The sequence below is a fragment of the Rhizobium sp. P32RR-XVIII genome (assembly GCF_012641395.1).
Lineage (GTDB): Bacteria > Pseudomonadota > Alphaproteobacteria > Rhizobiales > Rhizobiaceae > Rhizobium.
On record NZ_JABAIH010000007.1, the window covers coordinates 1 to 18,105 of the forward strand.

22 protein-coding genes and 1 pseudogene are annotated in these 18,105 nt (G+C 60.8%); 9 read left to right on the plus strand and 14 right to left on the minus strand.

Annotation, left to right across the window (positions count from 1 at the left end; all coding sequences use genetic code 11):
- The 7 genes from HGP14_RS20050 to sdhC all read right to left on the minus strand — a co-directional run.
- Nucleotides 1-157 (minus strand): lactate/malate family dehydrogenase (locus HGP14_RS20050; protein ID WP_409527092.1); only part of this gene is annotated, 157 nt, incomplete at its 3' end.
- Nucleotides 158-334: 177 nt separating this feature from the next.
- On the minus strand, nucleotides 335-1,498 hold the full coding sequence (gene zapE / locus HGP14_RS20055) for a cell division protein ZapE (protein ID WP_168831650.1): 1,164 nt from the start codon (nucleotides 1,496-1,498) through the stop codon (nucleotides 335-337).
- 47 nt (nucleotides 1,499-1,545) lie between these two features.
- The gene (locus HGP14_RS20060; protein ID WP_168831651.1) at nucleotides 1,546-2,049 is read right to left on the minus strand and encodes a protease inhibitor Inh/omp19 family protein; all 504 of its coding nucleotides are present in this window, start codon (nucleotides 2,047-2,049) and stop codon (nucleotides 1,546-1,548) included.
- 294 nt (nucleotides 2,050-2,343) lie between these two features.
- Entirely contained in the window at nucleotides 2,344-3,123 is a 780-nt protein-coding gene (locus HGP14_RS20065; protein WP_168831652.1) for a succinate dehydrogenase iron-sulfur subunit, read from the minus strand.
- 12 nt (nucleotides 3,124-3,135) lie between these two features.
- The gene (sdhA, locus tag HGP14_RS20070; protein WP_168831653.1) at nucleotides 3,136-4,977 is read right to left on the minus strand and encodes a succinate dehydrogenase flavoprotein subunit; all 1,842 of its coding nucleotides are present in this window, start codon (nucleotides 4,975-4,977) and stop codon (nucleotides 3,136-3,138) included.
- Nucleotides 4,978-4,984: 7 nt separating this feature from the next.
- Nucleotides 4,985-5,365 (minus strand): succinate dehydrogenase, hydrophobic membrane anchor protein, encoded by a 381-nt coding sequence (gene sdhD / locus HGP14_RS20075; protein WP_168831654.1) that lies wholly within the window; start codon nucleotides 5,363-5,365, stop codon nucleotides 4,985-4,987.
- Nucleotides 5,366-5,376: 11 nt separating this feature from the next.
- Nucleotides 5,377-5,772 carry a succinate dehydrogenase, cytochrome b556 subunit gene (gene sdhC / locus HGP14_RS20080; protein ID WP_168831655.1) on the minus strand — a complete coding sequence of 132 codons (396 nt, stop codon included), beginning with the start codon at nucleotides 5,770-5,772 and terminating at the stop codon, nucleotides 5,377-5,379.
- 314 nt (nucleotides 5,773-6,086) lie between these two features.
- On the opposite strand from sdhC, the gene HGP14_RS20085 reads away from it, so the two are divergent.
- Complete coding sequence (locus HGP14_RS20085) at nucleotides 6,087-6,590, plus strand: hypothetical protein (protein ID WP_168831656.1); 504 nt, start codon at nucleotides 6,087-6,089, stop codon at nucleotides 6,588-6,590.
- On the opposite strand, the gene HGP14_RS20090 is transcribed toward HGP14_RS20085, so the two are convergent.
- The 5 genes from HGP14_RS20090 to tsaD are packed head-to-tail and all read right to left on the minus strand — an operon-like array spanning nucleotide 6,580 to nucleotide 10,044.
- Complete coding sequence (locus tag HGP14_RS20090) at nucleotides 6,580-7,224, minus strand: class I SAM-dependent methyltransferase (protein ID WP_168831657.1); 645 nt, start codon at nucleotides 7,222-7,224, stop codon at nucleotides 6,580-6,582. The genes HGP14_RS20085 and HGP14_RS20090 overlap by 11 nt on opposite strands.
- Before the next feature lie 6 nt (nucleotides 7,225-7,230).
- Nucleotides 7,231-7,662 (minus strand): EVE domain-containing protein, encoded by a 432-nt coding sequence (locus HGP14_RS20095; protein ID WP_168831658.1) that lies wholly within the window; start codon nucleotides 7,660-7,662, stop codon nucleotides 7,231-7,233.
- A gap of 1 nt (nucleotide 7,663) precedes the next feature.
- Complete coding sequence (locus HGP14_RS20100; RefSeq protein WP_168831659.1) at nucleotides 7,664-7,957, minus strand: YciI-like protein; 294 nt, start codon at nucleotides 7,955-7,957, stop codon at nucleotides 7,664-7,666.
- Between the two features lie 9 nt (nucleotides 7,958-7,966).
- Nucleotides 7,967-8,950, minus strand: coding sequence for an NAD(P)H-dependent glycerol-3-phosphate dehydrogenase (locus HGP14_RS20105; RefSeq protein WP_168831660.1), 984 nt, complete (start codon nucleotides 8,948-8,950; stop codon nucleotides 7,967-7,969).
- Nucleotides 8,947-10,044, minus strand: a complete 1,098-nt coding sequence (gene tsaD / locus HGP14_RS20110; RefSeq protein WP_168831661.1) for a tRNA (adenosine(37)-N6)-threonylcarbamoyltransferase complex transferase subunit TsaD — start codon at nucleotides 10,042-10,044, stop codon at nucleotides 8,947-8,949. Before tsaD ends, HGP14_RS20105 begins: the two co-directional genes overlap by 4 nt.
- A gap of 72 nt (nucleotides 10,045-10,116) precedes the next feature.
- Between tsaD and hemC the strand changes: the two genes are divergently transcribed.
- From hemC to HGP14_RS20150, 8 genes and pseudogenes are all read left to right on the plus strand, one after another.
- Entirely contained in the window at nucleotides 10,117-11,046 is a 930-nt protein-coding gene (hemC, locus tag HGP14_RS20115; RefSeq protein ID WP_168831662.1) for a hydroxymethylbilane synthase, read from the plus strand.
- Nucleotides 11,047-11,052: 6 nt separating this feature from the next.
- Nucleotides 11,053-11,757 (plus strand): uroporphyrinogen-III synthase, encoded by a 705-nt coding sequence (locus HGP14_RS20120; RefSeq protein ID WP_168831663.1) that lies wholly within the window; start codon nucleotides 11,053-11,055, stop codon nucleotides 11,755-11,757.
- A gap of 89 nt (nucleotides 11,758-11,846) precedes the next feature.
- On the plus strand, nucleotides 11,847-13,100 hold the full coding sequence (locus HGP14_RS20125; protein ID WP_168831664.1) for a COG4223 family protein: 1,254 nt from the start codon (nucleotides 11,847-11,849) through the stop codon (nucleotides 13,098-13,100).
- A gap of 3 nt (nucleotides 13,101-13,103) precedes the next feature.
- Nucleotides 13,104-14,693, plus strand: coding sequence for a heme biosynthesis protein HemY (locus tag HGP14_RS20130; RefSeq protein WP_168831665.1), 1,590 nt, complete (start codon nucleotides 13,104-13,106; stop codon nucleotides 14,691-14,693).
- Between the two features lie 17 nt (nucleotides 14,694-14,710).
- Entirely contained in the window at nucleotides 14,711-15,196 is a 486-nt protein-coding gene (locus HGP14_RS20135; protein ID WP_168831666.1) for a TerB family tellurite resistance protein, read from the plus strand.
- A pseudogene (locus HGP14_RS20140) lies at nucleotides 15,183-15,945 on the plus strand (glutamine amidotransferase). Before HGP14_RS20135 ends, HGP14_RS20140 begins: the two are co-directional and overlap by 14 nt.
- A 193-nt stretch (nucleotides 15,946-16,138) precedes the next feature.
- A complete protein-coding gene (locus HGP14_RS20145) occupies nucleotides 16,139-16,429 on the plus strand; it encodes a YggT family protein (RefSeq protein WP_168831917.1) in 291 nt (96 codons plus the stop codon).
- On the plus strand, nucleotides 16,426-16,740 hold the full coding sequence (locus tag HGP14_RS20150) for a DUF167 domain-containing protein (protein ID WP_168831667.1): 315 nt from the start codon (nucleotides 16,426-16,428) through the stop codon (nucleotides 16,738-16,740). Before HGP14_RS20145 ends, HGP14_RS20150 begins: the two co-directional genes overlap by 4 nt.
- Before the next feature lie 5 nt (nucleotides 16,741-16,745).
- Here HGP14_RS20150 and ppa read toward each other — a convergent pair whose 3' ends face one another.
- Complete coding sequence (gene ppa / locus HGP14_RS20155; RefSeq protein WP_168831668.1) at nucleotides 16,746-17,279, minus strand: inorganic diphosphatase; 534 nt, start codon at nucleotides 17,277-17,279, stop codon at nucleotides 16,746-16,748.
- A gap of 190 nt (nucleotides 17,280-17,469) precedes the next feature.
- Nucleotides 17,470-17,976, minus strand: a complete 507-nt coding sequence (locus tag HGP14_RS20160) for a GNAT family N-acetyltransferase (RefSeq protein ID WP_168831669.1) — start codon at nucleotides 17,974-17,976, stop codon at nucleotides 17,470-17,472.
- Nucleotides 17,977-18,105: the final 129 nt, after the last annotated feature.

Below are 18,105 nucleotides of genomic sequence, written 5' to 3' on the forward strand. Positions count from 1 at the left end.
CCGGCGACGATTGGGCAATGTCGAGACCCTTACCCTGAGGAATGCCGTCGGCGATATCGAAGAGGACGATGTCGCCGAGCTCTTTCAGGCCGGCGAGATGCGCCAGCGTGCCACCAATCATGCCAGAACCGATGAGTGCGATTTTGTTACGCGCCATTTCGCTGTTTCCTTTGCGATCAAAATCAGGCGGGCGGCGCGTCCAAGCGTCGTCCAATGCCGCAATCGCATAGACCCAAAGCGAAAAAATGGCAACGTGTTATTTTGTACACAGCAATTTCAAACGTTTAGATCAAAAATATCTTACGTAAACGTAAGATATTTCGTCACCAAAATGTTACTCGGCGGCTCGTCTTTCACGATGCAGTGCGAGATATTCCGAGCTCCGCATCTCGAAAAGACGCGAGACGGTGCGGTCGAATTCGAAGCCTTCCGTCCCCCGCCGCTCGACGAGCAAATCTTCCGGCATGGCGGCGGCGGACGCATGAAGCCGAACTCCATGGTCGTAGAGCGTATCGACAAGAATGATGAAACGCTTGGCCTGGTTCCGCTTGTCCGCACTAAGCAACGGGATGCGATCAATAAAAATTGTATCGAACCGTTTGGCGATGGCGAGGAAGTCTGCGGCACCCATCGCCTTGTCACAAAGATCGGCGAAGGAAAACCGCGCCATGCGATCGACGGCGAGCGGCACGTGGATCGACCTGCCCTTCATCGGTATATCGAGCGGCTGGGCCTTGCGCCCGTGCAGCGCCTGTGTCCACGAGGCATCCATAGCCATATCCGTCCGCTTGTCTATCGGCGTCAAGTAAACCGGCTGGCTGTTCAGCTTCTCCATGCGGTAGTCAGTCGGCGAGTCGAGCGTCACTACCTCGATGTTCTTTTTCAGGAGTCCGATGAACGGCAGGAAAAGGCCGCGATTGAGGCCGTCCCTGTAAAGATTGTCGGGCTCGACATTCGATGTCGCGATGAGCACGCAACCGCGCGCGAAAAGCTCCGAGAACAGCCGAGAGAGGATCATCGCGTCGGCGATGTCCGTCACCGTAAACTCATCGAAGCAGAGAAGTTCGGCTTCCGCGTACAACGCCGCCGCAACAGGCGGAACCGGATCGGCCTGTTTGGTTTCGCCATTTTTCAGCTTGTGGCGATGTGCGGCGATGCGATTATGGACATCGGCCATGAATTCATGGAAATGCGCGCGGCGCTTCTTCGAACAAGGCGCCATGCCATAAAAGAGATCCATCAGCATCGTCTTGCCGCGGCCGACGCTGCCGTGAATGTAGAGCCCTTTGATGTGATCTGCCGCTTTCTTCTTAGGAGCAAAGAGCCAGCCGAGCGAGCTCGATTTCGCGGCCGGGCGGCGGCGCTTCAGTTCAAAAAGCACCCGGTCAAGGCATTTCGCCACGTCCATCTGCGCGGCATCAATCTGAAGCGAACCGGAAGCTGTCAGCGATTTCAGGTGCTCGCTGACGCTCGAAGTGTATTCGGGGATGGGCTGCATGAGGATCAGTCGCCTATGCGTCGTTGGCGGCGCGACCGCCGGTTGCCTTACCGGCTGAGAGTGATCGGCTGTCCGCTGTTGGTCTGGCCGGAGAAGCTGTTGTCGGCCGTCTTATAAACGCTGCCGATCTGGTTGCCGCCGCGATCCTTCAGCAGGACCTGCTTGCCGGAGACTTCCCAGGATCCCATCGTCGTCAGTTCGCCGACACAGCCGCGTGTGCCACCGCGCGAGCCGCTGCCGAGATTGGTCAGGGTCAGGAACATGTCGCAGCTGCCGTTGACCCGCCAGCTGCCGACCATCGATTCCTTTGTCACGTCGAGCGCGTTTGCCGCCATCGCGCCCGTCTGGCCCGGAGTGGTCGGCGCTGCCGTGGGAGCAGCCGGAAACTGGGAAGCACCCCCCGGCGGTGGAAGTTGGCCGCCCTGGACGGAAGGAACAGGCTGCGCTGCGAGAGGAGCCGGCGAGTAACTCGCACTGTCATATGCCGTCCGCTGGCAGCCAGCCAACGACAGAACAACCGTTACACCTGTCAACACATATCGCAACTGCATCATAATGCTCCTGATTGTCCGCTCTTGCAGGGCAGTATTAGCCATCAGACCGATTTTCGAATTACCGTATTTCACTTTGGTTAATCAAGTCGGCACAGCCATAAATTGCCCGTGATGATTTCTGTACCCGAACCGGGACAACTCAGCTGAAGCCTTTCGGACTTCCTGCAGGCAGAATTTGTCAGCAAGGTGATGGAGTGTGCGATCTTTATGCGTATTCCCGCCGGTGGGTAAGCGGTGAAGTACCAGGCGCCGCGATTGGCCGGCGCCGGGTACCTGGAAAACATTCGGGAATCAGACCCGGCGTTCGACCATCATCTTCTTGATTTCGGCGATCGCCTTGGCAGGGTTGAGACCCTTCGGGCAGGTCTGCGCGCAGTTCATGATCGTATGGCAGCGATAGAGGCGGAACGGGTCCTCGAGATTGTCGAGACGTTCGCCGGTCGCTTCATCTCTTGAATCGATGAGCCAGCGATAGGCCTGCAGCAGGACGGCCGGGCCGAGATAGCGGTCGCCGTTCCACCAGTAGCTCGGACAGGAGGTCGAGCAGCAGGCGCAGAGAATGCACTCGTAGAGGCCATCGAGCTTCTGGCGATCCTCGTGGCTCTGCTTCCATTCCTTGGCCGGCGTCGGCGAAACCGTCTTCAGCCACGGCTCGATCGAACGGTGCTGGGCATAAAAGTTGGTGAGATCGGGAACCAGATCCTTCACCACCGGCATGTGCGGCAGCGGATAGATCTTCACCGTGCCTTTGATGTCATCCAGACCCTTGGTGCAGGCAAGCGTATTGGTGCCATCGATATTCATCGCGCACGAACCGCAAATGCCTTCGCGACAGGAACGGCGCAGCGTCAGCGTCGGATCGATGTTGTTCTTGATGTAGAGCAAGCCGTCGAGAACCATCGGACCGCAATCGTCGACATCGATATAGAAGGTGTCGATCGACGGGTTCTGGCCGTCATCCGGGTTCCAGCGGTAGACACGGAACTCACGGGTGTTCTTGGCACCCGCGGGCTTCGGCCATACCTTGCCTTCGCGCATCTGGGAGTTCTTGGGGAGAGCGAGTTCAACCATGTCCAGTTCCTCTTAATACACGCGAGCCTTCGGCGCGATCTTCTTGGGATCGATGCCTTCTGCGATGAGCTCGGTGTGAACCGGGCGGTAGTCGAGCTTGACGTCGCCGGCCTCGTTGACCCAGGCGAGCGTGTGCTTGCGCCAGTTCTCGTCGTCGCGGCCGCCGAACGGACCGCTGGTGTAGTCCTCGCGCGCGTGAGAGCCGCGGCTCTCCTTGCGGGCCTCGGCGCTGTAGATCGTCGTGATCGCGTTGGCCATGAGGTTCTGCAGTTCCAGCGTTTCGACGAGGTCGGAATTCCAGATCATCGAGTGGTCGCTGACCTTGATGTCCTTCATCTCGCCCCAGATCTCCGAAAGGCGGCGGCAGCCGGATTCCAGCGATTCCTGTGTGCGGAAGACCGCTGCGTCTTCCTGCATGGCGCGCTGCATCTTTTCACGCAGATGCGCTGTAGGCGTGCTGCCGCTGGCGTGGCGCAAACCGTCGAAGCGGTCCATGATCTTGTCGCAGGCGGCGACATTCAGATGCGGCACCGGTGCTGCACGATCGATGACCTCGGCGGCGCGGATCGCCGCGGCACGGCCGAAGACGACCAGGTCGATCAGCGAGTTGGAGCCGAGGCGGTTGGCACCATGCACCGAGGCACAGCCCGCTTCGCCGACGGCCATCAGACCGGGGATGACACGGTCCGGATTGGCGCTGTCGGCGTTCAGCACTTCGCCCCAGAAGTTCGTCGGAATGCCGCCCATGTTGTAGTGGACGGTCGGCAGGACCGGGATCGGCTCGCGGGTCACGTCGACGCCGGCAAAGATCTTGGCGCTCTCGGAGATGCCCGGCAGGCGCTCGTGCAGAACGGCCGGGTCAAGATGGTCGAGATGCAGGAAGATGTGGTCCTTGTTCTTGCCGACGCCGCGGCCTTCGCGGATTTCCAGCGTCATGCAGCGGGAAACCACGTCGCGCGAGGCGAGGTCCTTGGCGGACGGCGCGTAGCGCTCCATGAAACGCTCGCCTTCGGCATTGACGAGATAGCCGCCTTCGCCGCGCGCGCCTTCCGTGATCAGACAGCCCGAGCCGTAGATGCCGGTCGGATGGAACTGCACGAATTCCATATCCTCCAGCGGCAGCCCTGCGCGGGCAACCATGCCGCCGCCGTCGCCGGTGCACGTATGGGCCGATGTCGCAGAGAAATAGGCGCGGCCGTAACCGCCGGTCGCCAGTACGACCATCTTGGCGGCGAAGCGATGGATCGTACCGTCGTCGAGATTCCAGGCGACGACGCCGGTGCAACGGCTGCCGTCTTCCGACATGATGAGGTCGAGGGCAAAATACTCGATGAAGAATTCGGCGTTGTTGCGCAGCGACTGGCCATAGAGCGTGTGCAGGATGGCGTGGCCGGTACGGTCGGCAACGGCGCAAGTGCGCTGCACCGGCGGGCCGTCGCCAAAATTCTGCATGTGGCCGCCAAATGGACGCTGGTAGATCTTGCCTTCCTCATTGCGCGAGAAGGGCACGCCGTAATGTTCGAGCTCGTAGACGGCCTTCGGCGCTTCCATGACCATGTACTGCATGGCGTCGACGTCGCCGAGCCAGTCGGAGCCCTTGACGGTGTCGTAGAGGTGCCACTGCCAGCTGTCCGGCGTCATGTTCTGCAGCGATGCGGCAATGCCGCCCTGCGCCGCAACCGTGTGCGAACGGGTGGGGAATACCTTGGTGATGCAGGCGGTGCGGAAGCCCTGCTCGGCCATGCCGAGCGTGGCGCGAAGACCGGCGCCGCCGGCGCCAACGACGATCACGTCGTAGGAGTGATCGACATACTTGTAGGCCTTCCCATTCTGGGCGGGTGAAGTCGGTGCCATGATACGGTTATCCTACAAATGCAATTTTCAGAATGGCGAAGAGACAGAACCCTGCGACCAGGAGCGCGAAAAACGTGTTCAGCATCAGCAGGACAAGCTTGCAGATCTCACCATGCACGTAGTCCTCGATGATCACCTGCATGCCGAGGCGCATGTGGATGATGCCCGAGATCACCATCAGGCCCATGATGACCGCCACGAAGGGGTTCGACAGCGCATGCACGACATCCGCGTATGGAGCGCCGGCATAGACGATCATGAAGATGACGAAGAAGACGATGAGCGGGATGTTGGCGACGGCCGTCAGGCGCTGGCGCCAGAAGTGGTCGGTGCCTTCCTTGGCGGAGCCGAGGCCGCGAACCTTACCCAGAGGGGTGCGCATATCCATGAGAGCGACCTTCAGAAGCGAATGAGGAAGCCGATCACCCAGACCAGGACGGTCAGACAGAGCGATCCGATGATGTTGGCGATGGCGAGCTTGGTGGAGAGCTCTTTTTCGAAACCATGGCCGAGATCCCACATCAGGTGGCGGAAGCCGCCGAGCATGTGGTGCAGCAACGCCCAGGTATAGCCGAGCAGGACAATCTTGCCGATGATGCTGCCGAATATCCAATTGACCAGGTCGAAAGAGGCCTGGCCGGTCGCCGCGGCGATCAGCCACCAGGCAACCAGGATCGTGCCGAAATAGAGCGCCGCACCGGTAATTCGGTGGACAATCGACATAACCATTGTGGGAATAGGCTTATAAATTTGCAAATGCGGCGACAGGGGCCGGTTACTTGTTACATTCGCCATCAGAACCTCGCGGCGTCTTCTCTGCGCTCCTGTATGTTCGGAGCATCCAAGGCAACCACAGGAATGACAAATTTGTCTGTGTGCGTTGCATCATGGCGACGTTTAATCTTCGAAACCCCTGAGGACAAGTGCAATTCTTGTCGCGCCTTATTTTAATCGATTCGCGCCCCCGCAAGGTGGTCTGAAACAAAAACTCACCCGCTGCCACTTACATTTTATCCTGATTTTTCATCGCTCAAGTGGACTTAAGGACGCTTTTGACGCAAGCTGGCGTTAACGATTTGTTAATGTCGGATTTCCGGAGGCCAGCGTCCATGTTGCAGCGTATGTCGAAAGTCGTTCCGCTGGTGCTATGCGCGTTGATTGCGCTTCCTGCCAGCGCAGGCGAGCGCCACTCGCATCATCCCGGCATGTTTCACAGGGTAAACAGCGCCAAGCCCTTGTTCGGCAAGCCCTTGTTCGGCAATCAAAGGTTCTTCAATCACGAGTTCGGCGATCGCCGGCACTTCCACAAGCGCTTTGTTCGCCTCAGGCATTTCTCACCGTCATGGAACGGCTATCGCGTCCGCAGTGTCATTGCCGTATCGCCGCAACTGGCACCGAACTTCTACAATGGCGCTTACGACGGTCACAATGGCGTGTACGGCGGCTCCTACGCCTATGAGACGGAAGGCAACACCTATTTCGGCGCCGAGGGTTATGCGCCCTACGGCGCACCGCAGGCCGCATCCCTCGCGCCTATAGCCAAGGTGATTGATGTCGCCCAGCAGGGTGACCCTTGCAGCTATGAGGCCAACGTCTGCGTAATCAGGCCCTGAACCGCCAGACAGTCGTTTTCTTGATCTCGCTATCCTCGAGCGCCCGCGTCACGGGGACTTCGTAGATCGCGCAAAACTCCAGCCGTTCTTTCGGCACATAGGCGCGTCCCGGATCGCCGACCACCTCCTTGCCTTCACCGGAGAGCTGCTCGAACCACGGAACGAGCGCCTCCGCGAAAGCGCGGTCATAGAAAACGTCGCCCGCCAGCACGACATCGGCATCGACGTCCTGACCGATGAGATCGGCGCCATCGAAATCAACCGAGACACCGTTTGCGGCTGCATTGAGCCGCACGGCAGTTTCGGCCCAGGGATCGATGTCCGCAGCCCTCACCGCCGCCGCACCTGCCAGTTTCGCCGCGATCGCGACGAGGCCTGAGCCCGTTGCAAAGTCGAAAACGCGCTTGCCCCGCACCGTCTGCGGATGATCGAGGATATAGCGTGCAAGTCCCTTCCCGCCTGCCCAGGCGAAGGCCCAGAACGGCGGCGGCAGACCGATCTCCGCCAGTTCTTCCTCGGTCTTGAGCCAGAGTTCGTGCGCTTCGCTCGCGAGGTGCAGCCTGATCTCCGGCACATGCGGCGGCGTGATCAGGCTCGTATTGGCGCGGATGAAGACTTCCGGATCGGTCTTCAAAGTCGGTCAGCGCGGCGGATTGTCGAGGCCGCCCATGCGGCAGACTTCGAGCCACTCATCGTCGGTCACCGGCTGGACCGAAAGCCGCATCGAGGTCACCAGAGACATCTTCGAAAGCTTCTCGTTCGCCTTGATGTCCTTCAGCGTCACGGGATTCGGCATATCGCGCACGGCGCGGATATCGACGCAATCCCATTTCGGATCGCCCTTTGCCGTGGAATCCGGATGCGACAGCGCGCAGACCTCGACAATGCCGACGATCTCCAGACCGTCGTTGGAATGGTAGAAGAAGCCTTTGTCGCCGATCTGCATGGCGCGCATGTTATTGCGGGCAAGGTAGTTGCGAACGCCCGTCCACTCGGTACCCTTCTTGCCCGCAGCCTTCTGCTGCTCCCAGGACCAGGAAGACGGTTCGGATTTATAGAGCCAATGCGCCATTTCACGCCTCCGGTTTGTTGAAGACCCAGTTGAACGGCTTAATCTCGACGCTCTCGAACAGGCCGGCTTTCGCATAGGGGTCGGCATCGGCAAGCGCCTTGGCTGCTTCGGCCGTCTCAGCCTTCACGATCACCAGGCTGCCGCAAGGCTTGCCGTCGCCGTCGAGGAACGGTCCGGCCATGCCGAGCGCGCCGTCGGCATTCAGCTTGTTCAAGTATTCCACATGCACGGGGCGCACTTCCATACGCAGATTGAGATGCTCCGGCTTATCCTTGCAAAGAAGGGCGAAAAACATGTCTGTCTCCTATTCGGTCGTAATCGGACGTGTCATCAATTGTTCGATGGCCTCTGCAATCCCGAGCTTGCCGTCGATAATGGCCGAGACGGCGTCGGTGATCGGCATTTCGACGCCGACCTCTTGTGCCAACCGCGAGGCGACGGCCGCGGCAAATGCGCCTTCCACCAGATCGCCATGCGAGGGATCGGCCTTTTCGCCGCGTCCGAGCGCAATGCCGAAGCGCAGGTTGCGCGACTGATGGCTCGTTGCCGTCAAGACCAGGTCGCCCAGCCCGGAAAGCCCGCGCACCGTATCCGCCTGCCCGCCCTTGGCGACCACGAGGCGCGACATCTCCGCCAGTCCGCGTGCAATGAGGGCCGCACGCGCGGAATCGCCGATGCCGCAGCCTTCAACAATGCCGCAGGCAATCGCCAGAACGTTTTTCAGGGCGCCGCCGAGCTGCACTCCGATGCGGTCGACCGATGCGTAAAGCCGGAAGGTCCGGCCGGAAATTGCCTGCGCAAGCCGGTCGGCGACAGCCATATCCGACGCCGCAATTGCCATCGCTGTCGGCAGCCCCTTCGCGATATCAGATGCAAAGCCCGGCCCGGACAACACCGCAATGTGATGCTGCGGCAACTCGCGTTCGAGCATATCGGTCAGCAGGTTGCCGGTCGCCCGCTCGATGCCCTTGGCGCAGGTAACAACGATCGCGTCCTTGGCAAGATAGCGGCCATATTGCCGGGCCGCATCCGCCTGCGCCTGCGACGGCATGGCGAAGAGCACGATATCCGCATCAGTGATCGCGTCAGGCTCCGCCGAAAAGGCAAGCGCTTCCGGCAGCACAATCCCGGGAAGAACGGCATCGTGGATGCGTTCCTCCTTCAGGTCGGCGATCAGCGAAGGATCGCGGCCGACAAGCGTGACCTGACTGCGGCCGGTCAGGGTAATAACGGCTGCAAGCGCCGTTCCGAACGCACCGGCGCCAACGACAGCAATCCGCTCACTCATGCCTTTGCTCCCCGCTTTCCGTAGCTGATCAGCGCTTCCGCATTCGAATCCAGTGGCCAGCGCGAGCGTGGCTGGACATCGAGGTCATCCGGCGCAACACCCGTGGCCATGCGCTCGAGCCCCGCCCAGGCGATCATGACAGCATTGTCGGTGCACAATCTCAGCGGCGGCGCGACGAAGCGAAACCCGTGTTTGTCGCAAAGCGCCTGCAGCGTACCGCGCACTTCCAGATTGGCCGCGACCCCTCCCGCGACGACCAAAGCCGGCTTCTCGTTCAGATGCGGAAACTCCGCTTTGAACCGCGGCAATCCGCGGCCGATGCGATCTTTCAACGTCCGCGAAATCGCCTTCTGGAACGAGGCGCAGATATCGGCGACATCCTTGTCGGTCAGCGGCGCGATATCCGTCGCTGCCTGCCTTACCGCCGTTTTCAACCCCGAGAAGGAGAAATCGAGGCGCGCTTCTCCGACCAGTGGCCGCGGGAAGTCGAAGCGGTCCGGATTGCCGTCCTTTGCTGCCTCTTCCACCTGCGGCCCGCCTGGATAGGGCAGCCCCAGCAGCTTCGCGGTCTTGTCGAATGCCTCGCCAAGCGCATCGTCGATCGTCGTTCCCCAGCGCTCGTATCGACCGATGCCGCGAACGAGGATGAGCTGCGTATGCCCGCCGGACACCAGCAGCATCAGATAGGGAAAGGCGAGCCCATCCGTCAGCCGCGCCGTCAGCGCATGGCCTTCGAGATGGTTCACGGCATAGAGTGGCTTGCCGGCGGCCTTGGCGATCGCCTTGCCGGTCATCAGCCCCACCAGCAGTCCGCCGATCAGCCCCGGCCCGGAGGTTGCGGCAATCGCATCGACGTCGGAGAGCGACAGATTGGCGCGCTGCAAGGCTTCGTCGATCAGCGTGTCGAGCGCCTCGACATGGGCGCGCGCGGCGATCTCTGGTACGACGCCGCCATAGGCGCTATGCTCGTCGAGCTGACTCAGAACGACGTCGGAGAGCACGTTCGAGCGCCCGTCGGCATCGCGCTCGACAACAGCCGCAGCGGTCTCGTCGCAGCTTGTTTCGATGCCGAGGATGCGGAGAAAGGGAGCCATGAAGCCTATCGTTGATTGCGATGGTTGATAAACCCGGTTACGAGACCTTCCGGTAACAACGGATCAAAGCGGATGCAAACAAAACCTTTCCGGATCGGCACGCGAGGCAGCCCGCTGGCGCTAGCCCAGGCCCACGAAGCGCGCGACCGGCTGATGGCAGCGCACGGCCTGCCGGAGGAAATGTTCGAAATCGTCGTGCTGACGACGACAGGCGATCGCATCACCGACCGCTCGCTCGCCGCAATCGGCGGTAAGGGGCTTTTTACACAGGAACTGGAAGAAAAGCTCGCCAGCGGCGACCTCGACCTCGCCGTCCACTCCGCCAAGGACATGCCGACGGTGCTGCCGGAAGGACTCTATCTTTCCGCGTTTCTGCCGCGCGAAGACATTCGCGATGCAGTGATCGGCCGCACGGCGCCGAAACTGATGGAGCTGCCGCACGGCGCAACCGTCGGATCGGCCTCGCTCCGCCGGCAGGCACTGGTCCGCCGCATGCGCCCGGACATCAAGGTCGTTGTCTTCCGGGGCGCCGTCGAAACCCGCCTGCGCAAGCTGGACGAAGGCCAGGTCGATGCGACGCTGCTGGCGCTCGCGGGGCTGAAGCGTCTCGGCAAGGTCAGCGTCATTACCGACATCCTTGACCCCGACACTTTCCCGCCTGCGCCCGCACAGGGCGCAATCTGCATCGAAAGCCGCATCGGCGATCAGAGAACCGACGATCTGATTGTTCCGATCAACGACCCGATAACCTTCGATGCCGTATCCTGCGAGCGCGCTTTCCTTGGCGCACTCGATGGTTCCTGCCGCACGCCAATCGGCGGCTACGCCATCTGCGAAGGCGATCTGATCAAATTCTCCGGCCTGATCATCACGCCGGACGGCCGTAACCAGCATTCGGTTACCATCGACGGACACCGGCGCGATGCCGCAGCGCTTGGCACGCGTGCCGGTCAGGACATCCGGGCGCGCGCCGGCAGCAGCTTCTTCGACGACTGGAGCTGATGCACGATGCGCGTGCTCGTCACCCGCCCACTGCCTTCGGGGGAACGAACCGCCAACAGCTTGCGCGACATGGGGCACGAGCCGGTGCTGTTGCCGCTCTCGCGGCCGGTGCATGATAGCAGGGCCGCAATAGACGGGCTGACGAAGAGCAACGGCCCGATTGCAATCACGAGCGCCGAGGCTGTTCGCGTGCTTTCTTTGTCGGGTGAAGATATCAAACCCCATCTCCTGCGGCCTCTGTTTGCGGTCGGAGGCGCCAGTGCGACGGAAGCTCAAGCCATCGGCTTCAATTCGGTCGCCGCTTCATCCGGTGACGGGGCGCAACTGGCCGAACTGATCGCACGTCAGACGCGGGGGACAGTCACCTATCTTGCCGGGCGGCCGCGCGCTGAGACATTTGAACTCAGGTCACGCGCACTTGATCTGAAGCTCGACGTCATCGAATGCTATCGCATGCAGCCCGCAACACCCGATCCGGACACTCTGCGAACGGCACTGACACCGCCTCCACAGGCCATACTTCTCTACTCCCGTCAGACTGCGGAGAGCTTTTTTCATCTCGCTGAAATCCAATCGGAATCGGCCTGGATTGACGATGCCCTCATCTTATGTCTCAGCAAATCAGTTGCGACGGCCATTCCGGCCGCGCTCGGTAAAAAACTTCGCATTGCAGCATCGCCTGACGAAACCAGCCTTCTCTCGCTTCTTTGAAGGGTTAGCCCACCAAATTTGAGGTGGCCTCTTTTCTTCACTGGCATCACTGACTAGTTTCGTTGCAATGCAGGAAAATGAGGATCCTCATGGTATCGGGAAAGCCGCCACGCCATTCGAAGAATACCGACGAGCCGGTGACGATCGATTTGGAGGCGCAGGAAATTGCCAACGCAGCCGGTACCGAGAAGCCCGAAGAGCCCGCAACTGAGGCAGAAGCTGCAGGTCCCGGGGAGATCGCAGCCGATCAGGCCGAGACTGTTGTCCCGAACGAAGAGCCGCAGGTAAGGGACACCGACGAGTCTCTCTCGACTCCCGAGGAGCCCGCCCAGCCCGAGATGCGAGCGGCGTCCGAACCGGTCCGGCAGCCACAGCGTGGCGGGACGACCTCCGGCCTTATCGCCGCCGGCATATTCGGTGGCCTTGTTGCCCTGCTCGGCGCTGGCGTGATCCAATATGCAGGCTATCTTCCGGCACCCTCGGCGCCGCTGCAGGAGACGTCGCCCGAAACAGCCAACCTTTCTGCTGAGATCGACGGCCTCAAGCAATCCGTCGCCAGTCTCGCTGCAGCCCCCGACACGGCTAATGCCGCGCTTGAGGATCGCATCTCTACCCTCGAAACGGCCGCAAAGACGCCCGCTACCGCCGCGCCGGCAGATACCGCAGCAGTGGACGCACTGAACCAGAAGGTCGCGGATTTGACCTCTCAGGTGGAGCAGCTGCAAGCTTCGCTGTCGCAATCCTCCCAACAAGAGGCGTCGAGCGACGCCGATATCGCCAAGCGCCTCGAGGAAGCCGAGAAGAAGCTGAACGAGCCGCGTCAGGATGTCGCCGTCGCCAAGGCCATTGCGGCAGCTGCACTCAAGGCGGCAATCGACCGTGGCGGTCCCTTCATGGCCGAGCTCGACACCTTTGCCGGCGTTTCTCCCGACGACCCCGCCGTCGCCGATCTTCGCAACTTTGCCGAAACCGGCGTACCGTCGCGCACCGAGCTGATCCGCCAAATTCCCGATGTCGCGACCGCCATCGTCCATTCCGCCGACCAGCAGTATCCGAACCAGAGCTGGTCCGACCGGCTGATGGCGAGCGCCAAGTCGCTGGTCATAGTGCGCCCTGTCGGAAACATCGAAGGCGACAGCGTTGAGGCAGTCGCCGCCCGCATGGAAGATAAGGTGAAGAATGGCGACCTCCCGGGTGCCTCCGACGAGTGGAACAATTTGCCCGCGAACGCAAAACAGGCTTCTGCGGCCTTCAAGCAGTCGCTGGAAGCTCGCATCCGCGTCGAGGAACTTGTCGCGGGCACGCTCTCCAATGCCATCTCCGGCACTGGCAAGGAGGGCTGACCGATGATCCGTCTCGTGGTCTTCGCCGTCCTCGTTCTCGTTCTCGGCTATGGCTTTTCCTGGCTTGCAGACCGCCCAGGCGATCTGTCGCTGGTCTGGGAAGGTCAGCTCTATCAAACAAAGCTGATTGTCGCGGCAAGCGGCCTCATAGCGCTGCTTGCCATCGTCATGGTCGGTTGGTGGCTGGTCCGCACGATTTGGACCTCGCCCCATTCCGTCACCCGCTATTTTCGCGCCCGCAAGCGGGACCGCGGCTATCAGGCGCTGTCGACCGGTCTTATCGCTGCCGGCGCCGGCAATGCCCTGCTGGCACGCAAGATGGCAGCCAGATCCCGAGGGCTCATCCGCGCTGATCAGGAACCGCTGATCAACCTCCTCGAAGCACAGGCGGCCTTGATCGAGGGACGGCATGACGAGGCGCGCGCCAAATTCGAGGCCATGGCCAACGATCCGGAAACGCGTGAACTCGGCCTTCGCGGGCTTTATCTCGAAGCCAAACGCCTTGGCGCCAAAGAGGCCGCTCGCCAATATGCCGAAAAGGCGGCCGACACCGCGCCCTATCTGCCCTGGGCAGCTCAGGCGACGCTGGAGTATCGCAGCCAGGCCGGCCACTGGGACGATGCCATTCGCCTTCTCGACCGGCAGAAAGCTGCCCGTGTCATCGAAAAACAGGAGGCGGACCGCCTGCGAGGGGTCCTGCTCACGGCTCGTGCCGACGACAAGCTGGAAAGCGACCCTGCCGGCGCGCGCGACGACGCGACATACGCGCTGAAGCTCATCCCGGATTTCCAGCCGGCCGCCCTTATTGCTGCCAAGGCGCTTTTCCGCGAAGACAAAGTGCGCAAGGCTGCCTCGATCCTCGAGCAGGCATGGAGGGCAGAACCGCATCCCGAAGTCGGCCGGGCCTATGTTCTCGCCCGAAGCGGTGACTCCACGGTTGATCGCCTGAAACGCGCTGAGCGGCTGGAGGCCTTGCGCCCAAACAACGTCGAATCGCTCCTCGTCGTGGCGCAGGCGGCGCTCGATGCGAGGGACTTCACCAAGGCGCGGGTCAAGGCCGAAGCCGCTGCCCGCATGCAGCCGCGGGAAGCAGCCTTCCTGCTGCTTGCCGATATCGAGGAAGCCGACACCGGCGACCAGGGTCGCGTCCGCCACTGGCTGGCGCAAGCGCTCAAGGCTCCACGCGATCCGGCCTGGGTCGCAGACGGTTTCGTTTCGGATAAATGGCTTCCTGTCTCACCCGTCACCGGCCGTCTCGACGCCTTCGAGTGGAAGGCGCCCTTTGGCCAACTCGAGGGACCGGTCGAGGAAGGTTCCACCGTCTCCATCGATACCGCGCTGAAAACCCTGCCGCCCGTGCGCGGGACACGGTCGGAAAGCGCGGCTAACGACCATCGAATCATCGAACTGGAGCGCGCCGCAACGATTGCCGAGGCAGCGCGCCCGGCACCGGCTTCCGTGCCGAAGCCGGCCAACGCGGCCGTGGTTCATGAGCAGCCACAACCACAGCCCTATTATGGAATGCCGGATGATCCTGGCGTTCACAATACAAGCGCGGAACCGGAACCCAAGACACGGCTTCGCCTTTTCTGAATGGAACGAAAATCCGCATGTTCGAACGTTTTCAGGCATTCCTCCACAACATCACTGCCGACAATCCCAAGAAGGGTTTCGATCCTGACGATCCGCGCGTCGCCGTTGCCGCTCTCTGCATGCAGGTGATGGAAGCTGACGGCAAAATCAAAGACAGCGAAAAGAAGCGGCTGCGCAAACTGCTGAAGGAGCAATATCGTCTCGACGGAAAGCAGCTGGACGGCGTGATCGCAGCAGCGCAGGCAGCAGAAAGCACCGCTGTTGACTATTATCACTTCACATCGGATCTGAAGCGCCATCTCAACACCGAGCAGCGGCTGGAACTCATCGGCATCCTTTGGGACATCGTCTATGCCGATGGCGAGCGCAGCGAGATGGAGGACCACGTCATCTGGCGGATCGCCGACCTGCTCGGCGTCTCCTCCCGCGAGCGCATCCAGAAGCGTCAGGAGGCCGCCGCCCGCGTGACCCATGCGGTGGTACAGCAAGATGACGCCGATTGACCGCCCGCTCAGCCGCGACAAACGCCCGGTCCTGATCGTTCTGCACCAGGAGCACTCCAGCCCCGGTCGCGTCGGTCAGCTCCTGGTCGAGAAGGGTTATCGCCTCGACATACGCCGCCCTGCTCTCGGCGACAAGCTGCCGACCACGCTCGAAGGCCATGCCGGAGCGGTGGTGTTCGGCGGACCTATGAGCGCAAACGATCCCGACGATTTCGTCAAGACAGAGATCAACTGGATGGACATTCCGCTCAAAGAGAACCGGCCGCTGCTCGGTATCTGCCTTGGAGCACAGATGCTCGTGCGCCATCTCGGCGGCAAGGTCCAGCCAAATGCCGACGGCTCGACCGAGATCGGCTGGTATCCGCTGCGACCGACCGAAAAGGGCCGGCTGCTGATGCATTGGCCGAAGATGGTCTATCACTTCCATCGTGAAGGCTTCGATCTGCCGCACGGCGCTCACCTGCTCGCAGAAGGCGATACCTATCCCAACCAGGCCTTTTGCTACAACCGCAATGCCTGGGCGCTGCAGTTCCATGCGGAGCTCACTCGCGTAATGATGCACCGCTGGGTCGTCCATGGCGCCCATCGCTTCATCCTGCCCAATGCGCAGCAGGGGCGTGAGCATCTCGAAGGGCGCATGCTTTTCGACGCGCCACTTCAAGGCATGGCTCAACGAATTTCTCGATATCGTCTTCGAAGGCAAGACGGCAAAGACCGCACCGAGCTCAATGGCTGCGCTCTCCGCTTAAACGCACCCCCGCTCGCTCCCCTTTTGATCCCCAACGAACAAGATCCGGCCGTCAATCTGCTCTTCTGCTGAACGATGCGTTCGACGAGCCTCTGGCACACCGGAAAGCGCGATTCACCACCCGTTTTTACGCGGCACTTGCCCGTTTAGCCGCCAATGGCTACATGTCTGTCAGCAACGAACTGGAGACGACGATGATTGCCCTCTTTCAAACCATTGATTTGGCTTTGAATCTTTACACTTGGGTGCTGATTGCGAGCGCCATTTTCTCGTGGCTCTACGCCTTCAACGTCATCAACTCCAGCAATCAGTTCGTCAATTCGGTCGGCATGTTCCTCTATAATGTCACCGAACCGCTGCTCCGGCCGATCCGCCGTTTGCTGCCCAATCTGGGCGGCATAGACATCTCGCCAATCATCCTGCTGCTGATCATCTTCTTCCTGCGCTCCTTCATGTGGAACACGATTTTCCCGCTGGTGGCGTGACCTCCGCCTGGAAGATTTTCGATGACCACGTCCGCCTCGCCATACGGCTCACGCCGAACGGCGGGCGCGATGCGATCGATGGTATCGAGACCGAGGGAGACGGCGCGAGTCATCTGAAGGCCCGCGTCACGGCAGTCCCCGAAAAGGGAAAAGCCAACAAGGCGCTGATTGCGCTTCTCTCCAAAGCGCTCGGCATTCCGAAATCCTCGATCGAACTGATCTCCGGCGATACATCGCGCAAAAAAATCCTCCGGATCGAAGGTGATCCGAAGGATTTGGTCGAAAGGCTCGAAATGCTTCTCAAGCCGTAATCGGCTTACTTCGCCTTCTTGGCGCGCTCGACGGCTTCGAGGATCAGCTGGCCTGCTTCCTTCGAATCGCCCCAGCCGAAGATCTTCACCCATTTGCCGGGTTCCAGGTCCTTGTAGTGCGCGAAGAAGTGCTCGATCTGCTTCAGCGTGATTTCCGGAAGGTCGGTATAGTCGTTCACCTTCTCGTAGCGCAGCGTCAGCTTCGGCGAAGGAACAGCGATGATCTTCTCGTCCTTGCCGGAATTGTCTTCCATCTTCAGAACGCCGATCGGGCGGACGTTGATGACGCAGCCCGGGACCAGCGGGCGCGTGCTGGCGATCAGCACGTCGATCGGATCGCCGTCTTCCGAGAGCGTGTGCGGCACGAAGCCGTAATTGCCGGGATAGGTCATCGGCGTATAGAGGAAGCGGTCAACAACCAGCGTGCCGGCTTCCTTGTCCATCTCGTACTTGATGGGGTGACCGCCGACCGGGACCTCAACGATGACGTTAACGTCCTCAGGTGGATTCTTGCCGATTGAAACAGCGTCTATGCGCATTCGAAACTCCAACAAAGTGAACGGTTCGCAGCCAAATAGTCTGTTTCATTCCGCAGCGCAACACGACGCGCCCGTCTTCTGTAAGATGCATTCTGCAACGTTGAAAAACGGGCAAGGCATTTGCCCAACCACTTCAATGTGTTACATTGTTTTTGAAAGACGTTTTTAAAAGGCGCGACGCCTGCGCTTCTCAGTTCCAGATAAAGCCGATTTTCTTCAGCTGCCTGTGATCGAAGTTTTCGATGCCTTCACAGAAGTCGATGCCGCCATGGCCGCGATAGAACTGGCTGGCATTCTCGTTTTCCTCCAGGCACCAGACAACGAGCCCCTTGCAGCCGAGCGATTTCAGAAGCCGCCGTGCCTCGCCGAACAACATTCGGCCGAGACCAATCCCCTGATACTCCGGACGAAGATAGAGTTCGTAGATCTCGCCTTCCTGCGGCAATGCGCGCGCCCGGTTAAGGCCGAGCGTGGCATAGCCGGCGACCGTGCCTGCAACGTCGAGAACGAGAAGCGTTGCCGGCCCCCGCGTCGCCTTGCGCCACCAGTTCTCGCCGCGGCGTTCAATCATCTGCGTCAACGCGCGATGCGGAATGATCCCGGCATAGGTATGCTGCCAGGCGAGGCGATGCACCTCTGATATGGCGCGTGCATCGTGCGGTTCTGCCCGCCGGACATCGATCGACAACGTCTTCATAACGCTTACTCTGGTCTTCCAGCGGGCAATTAACCATACGCGATCATGCGTTTCGGCCGGTTGCCCACAGACTTAACATGTGGACGATGGAGCAAAATTTAACGCTTTTTTAACTATTGCGACAAGCAA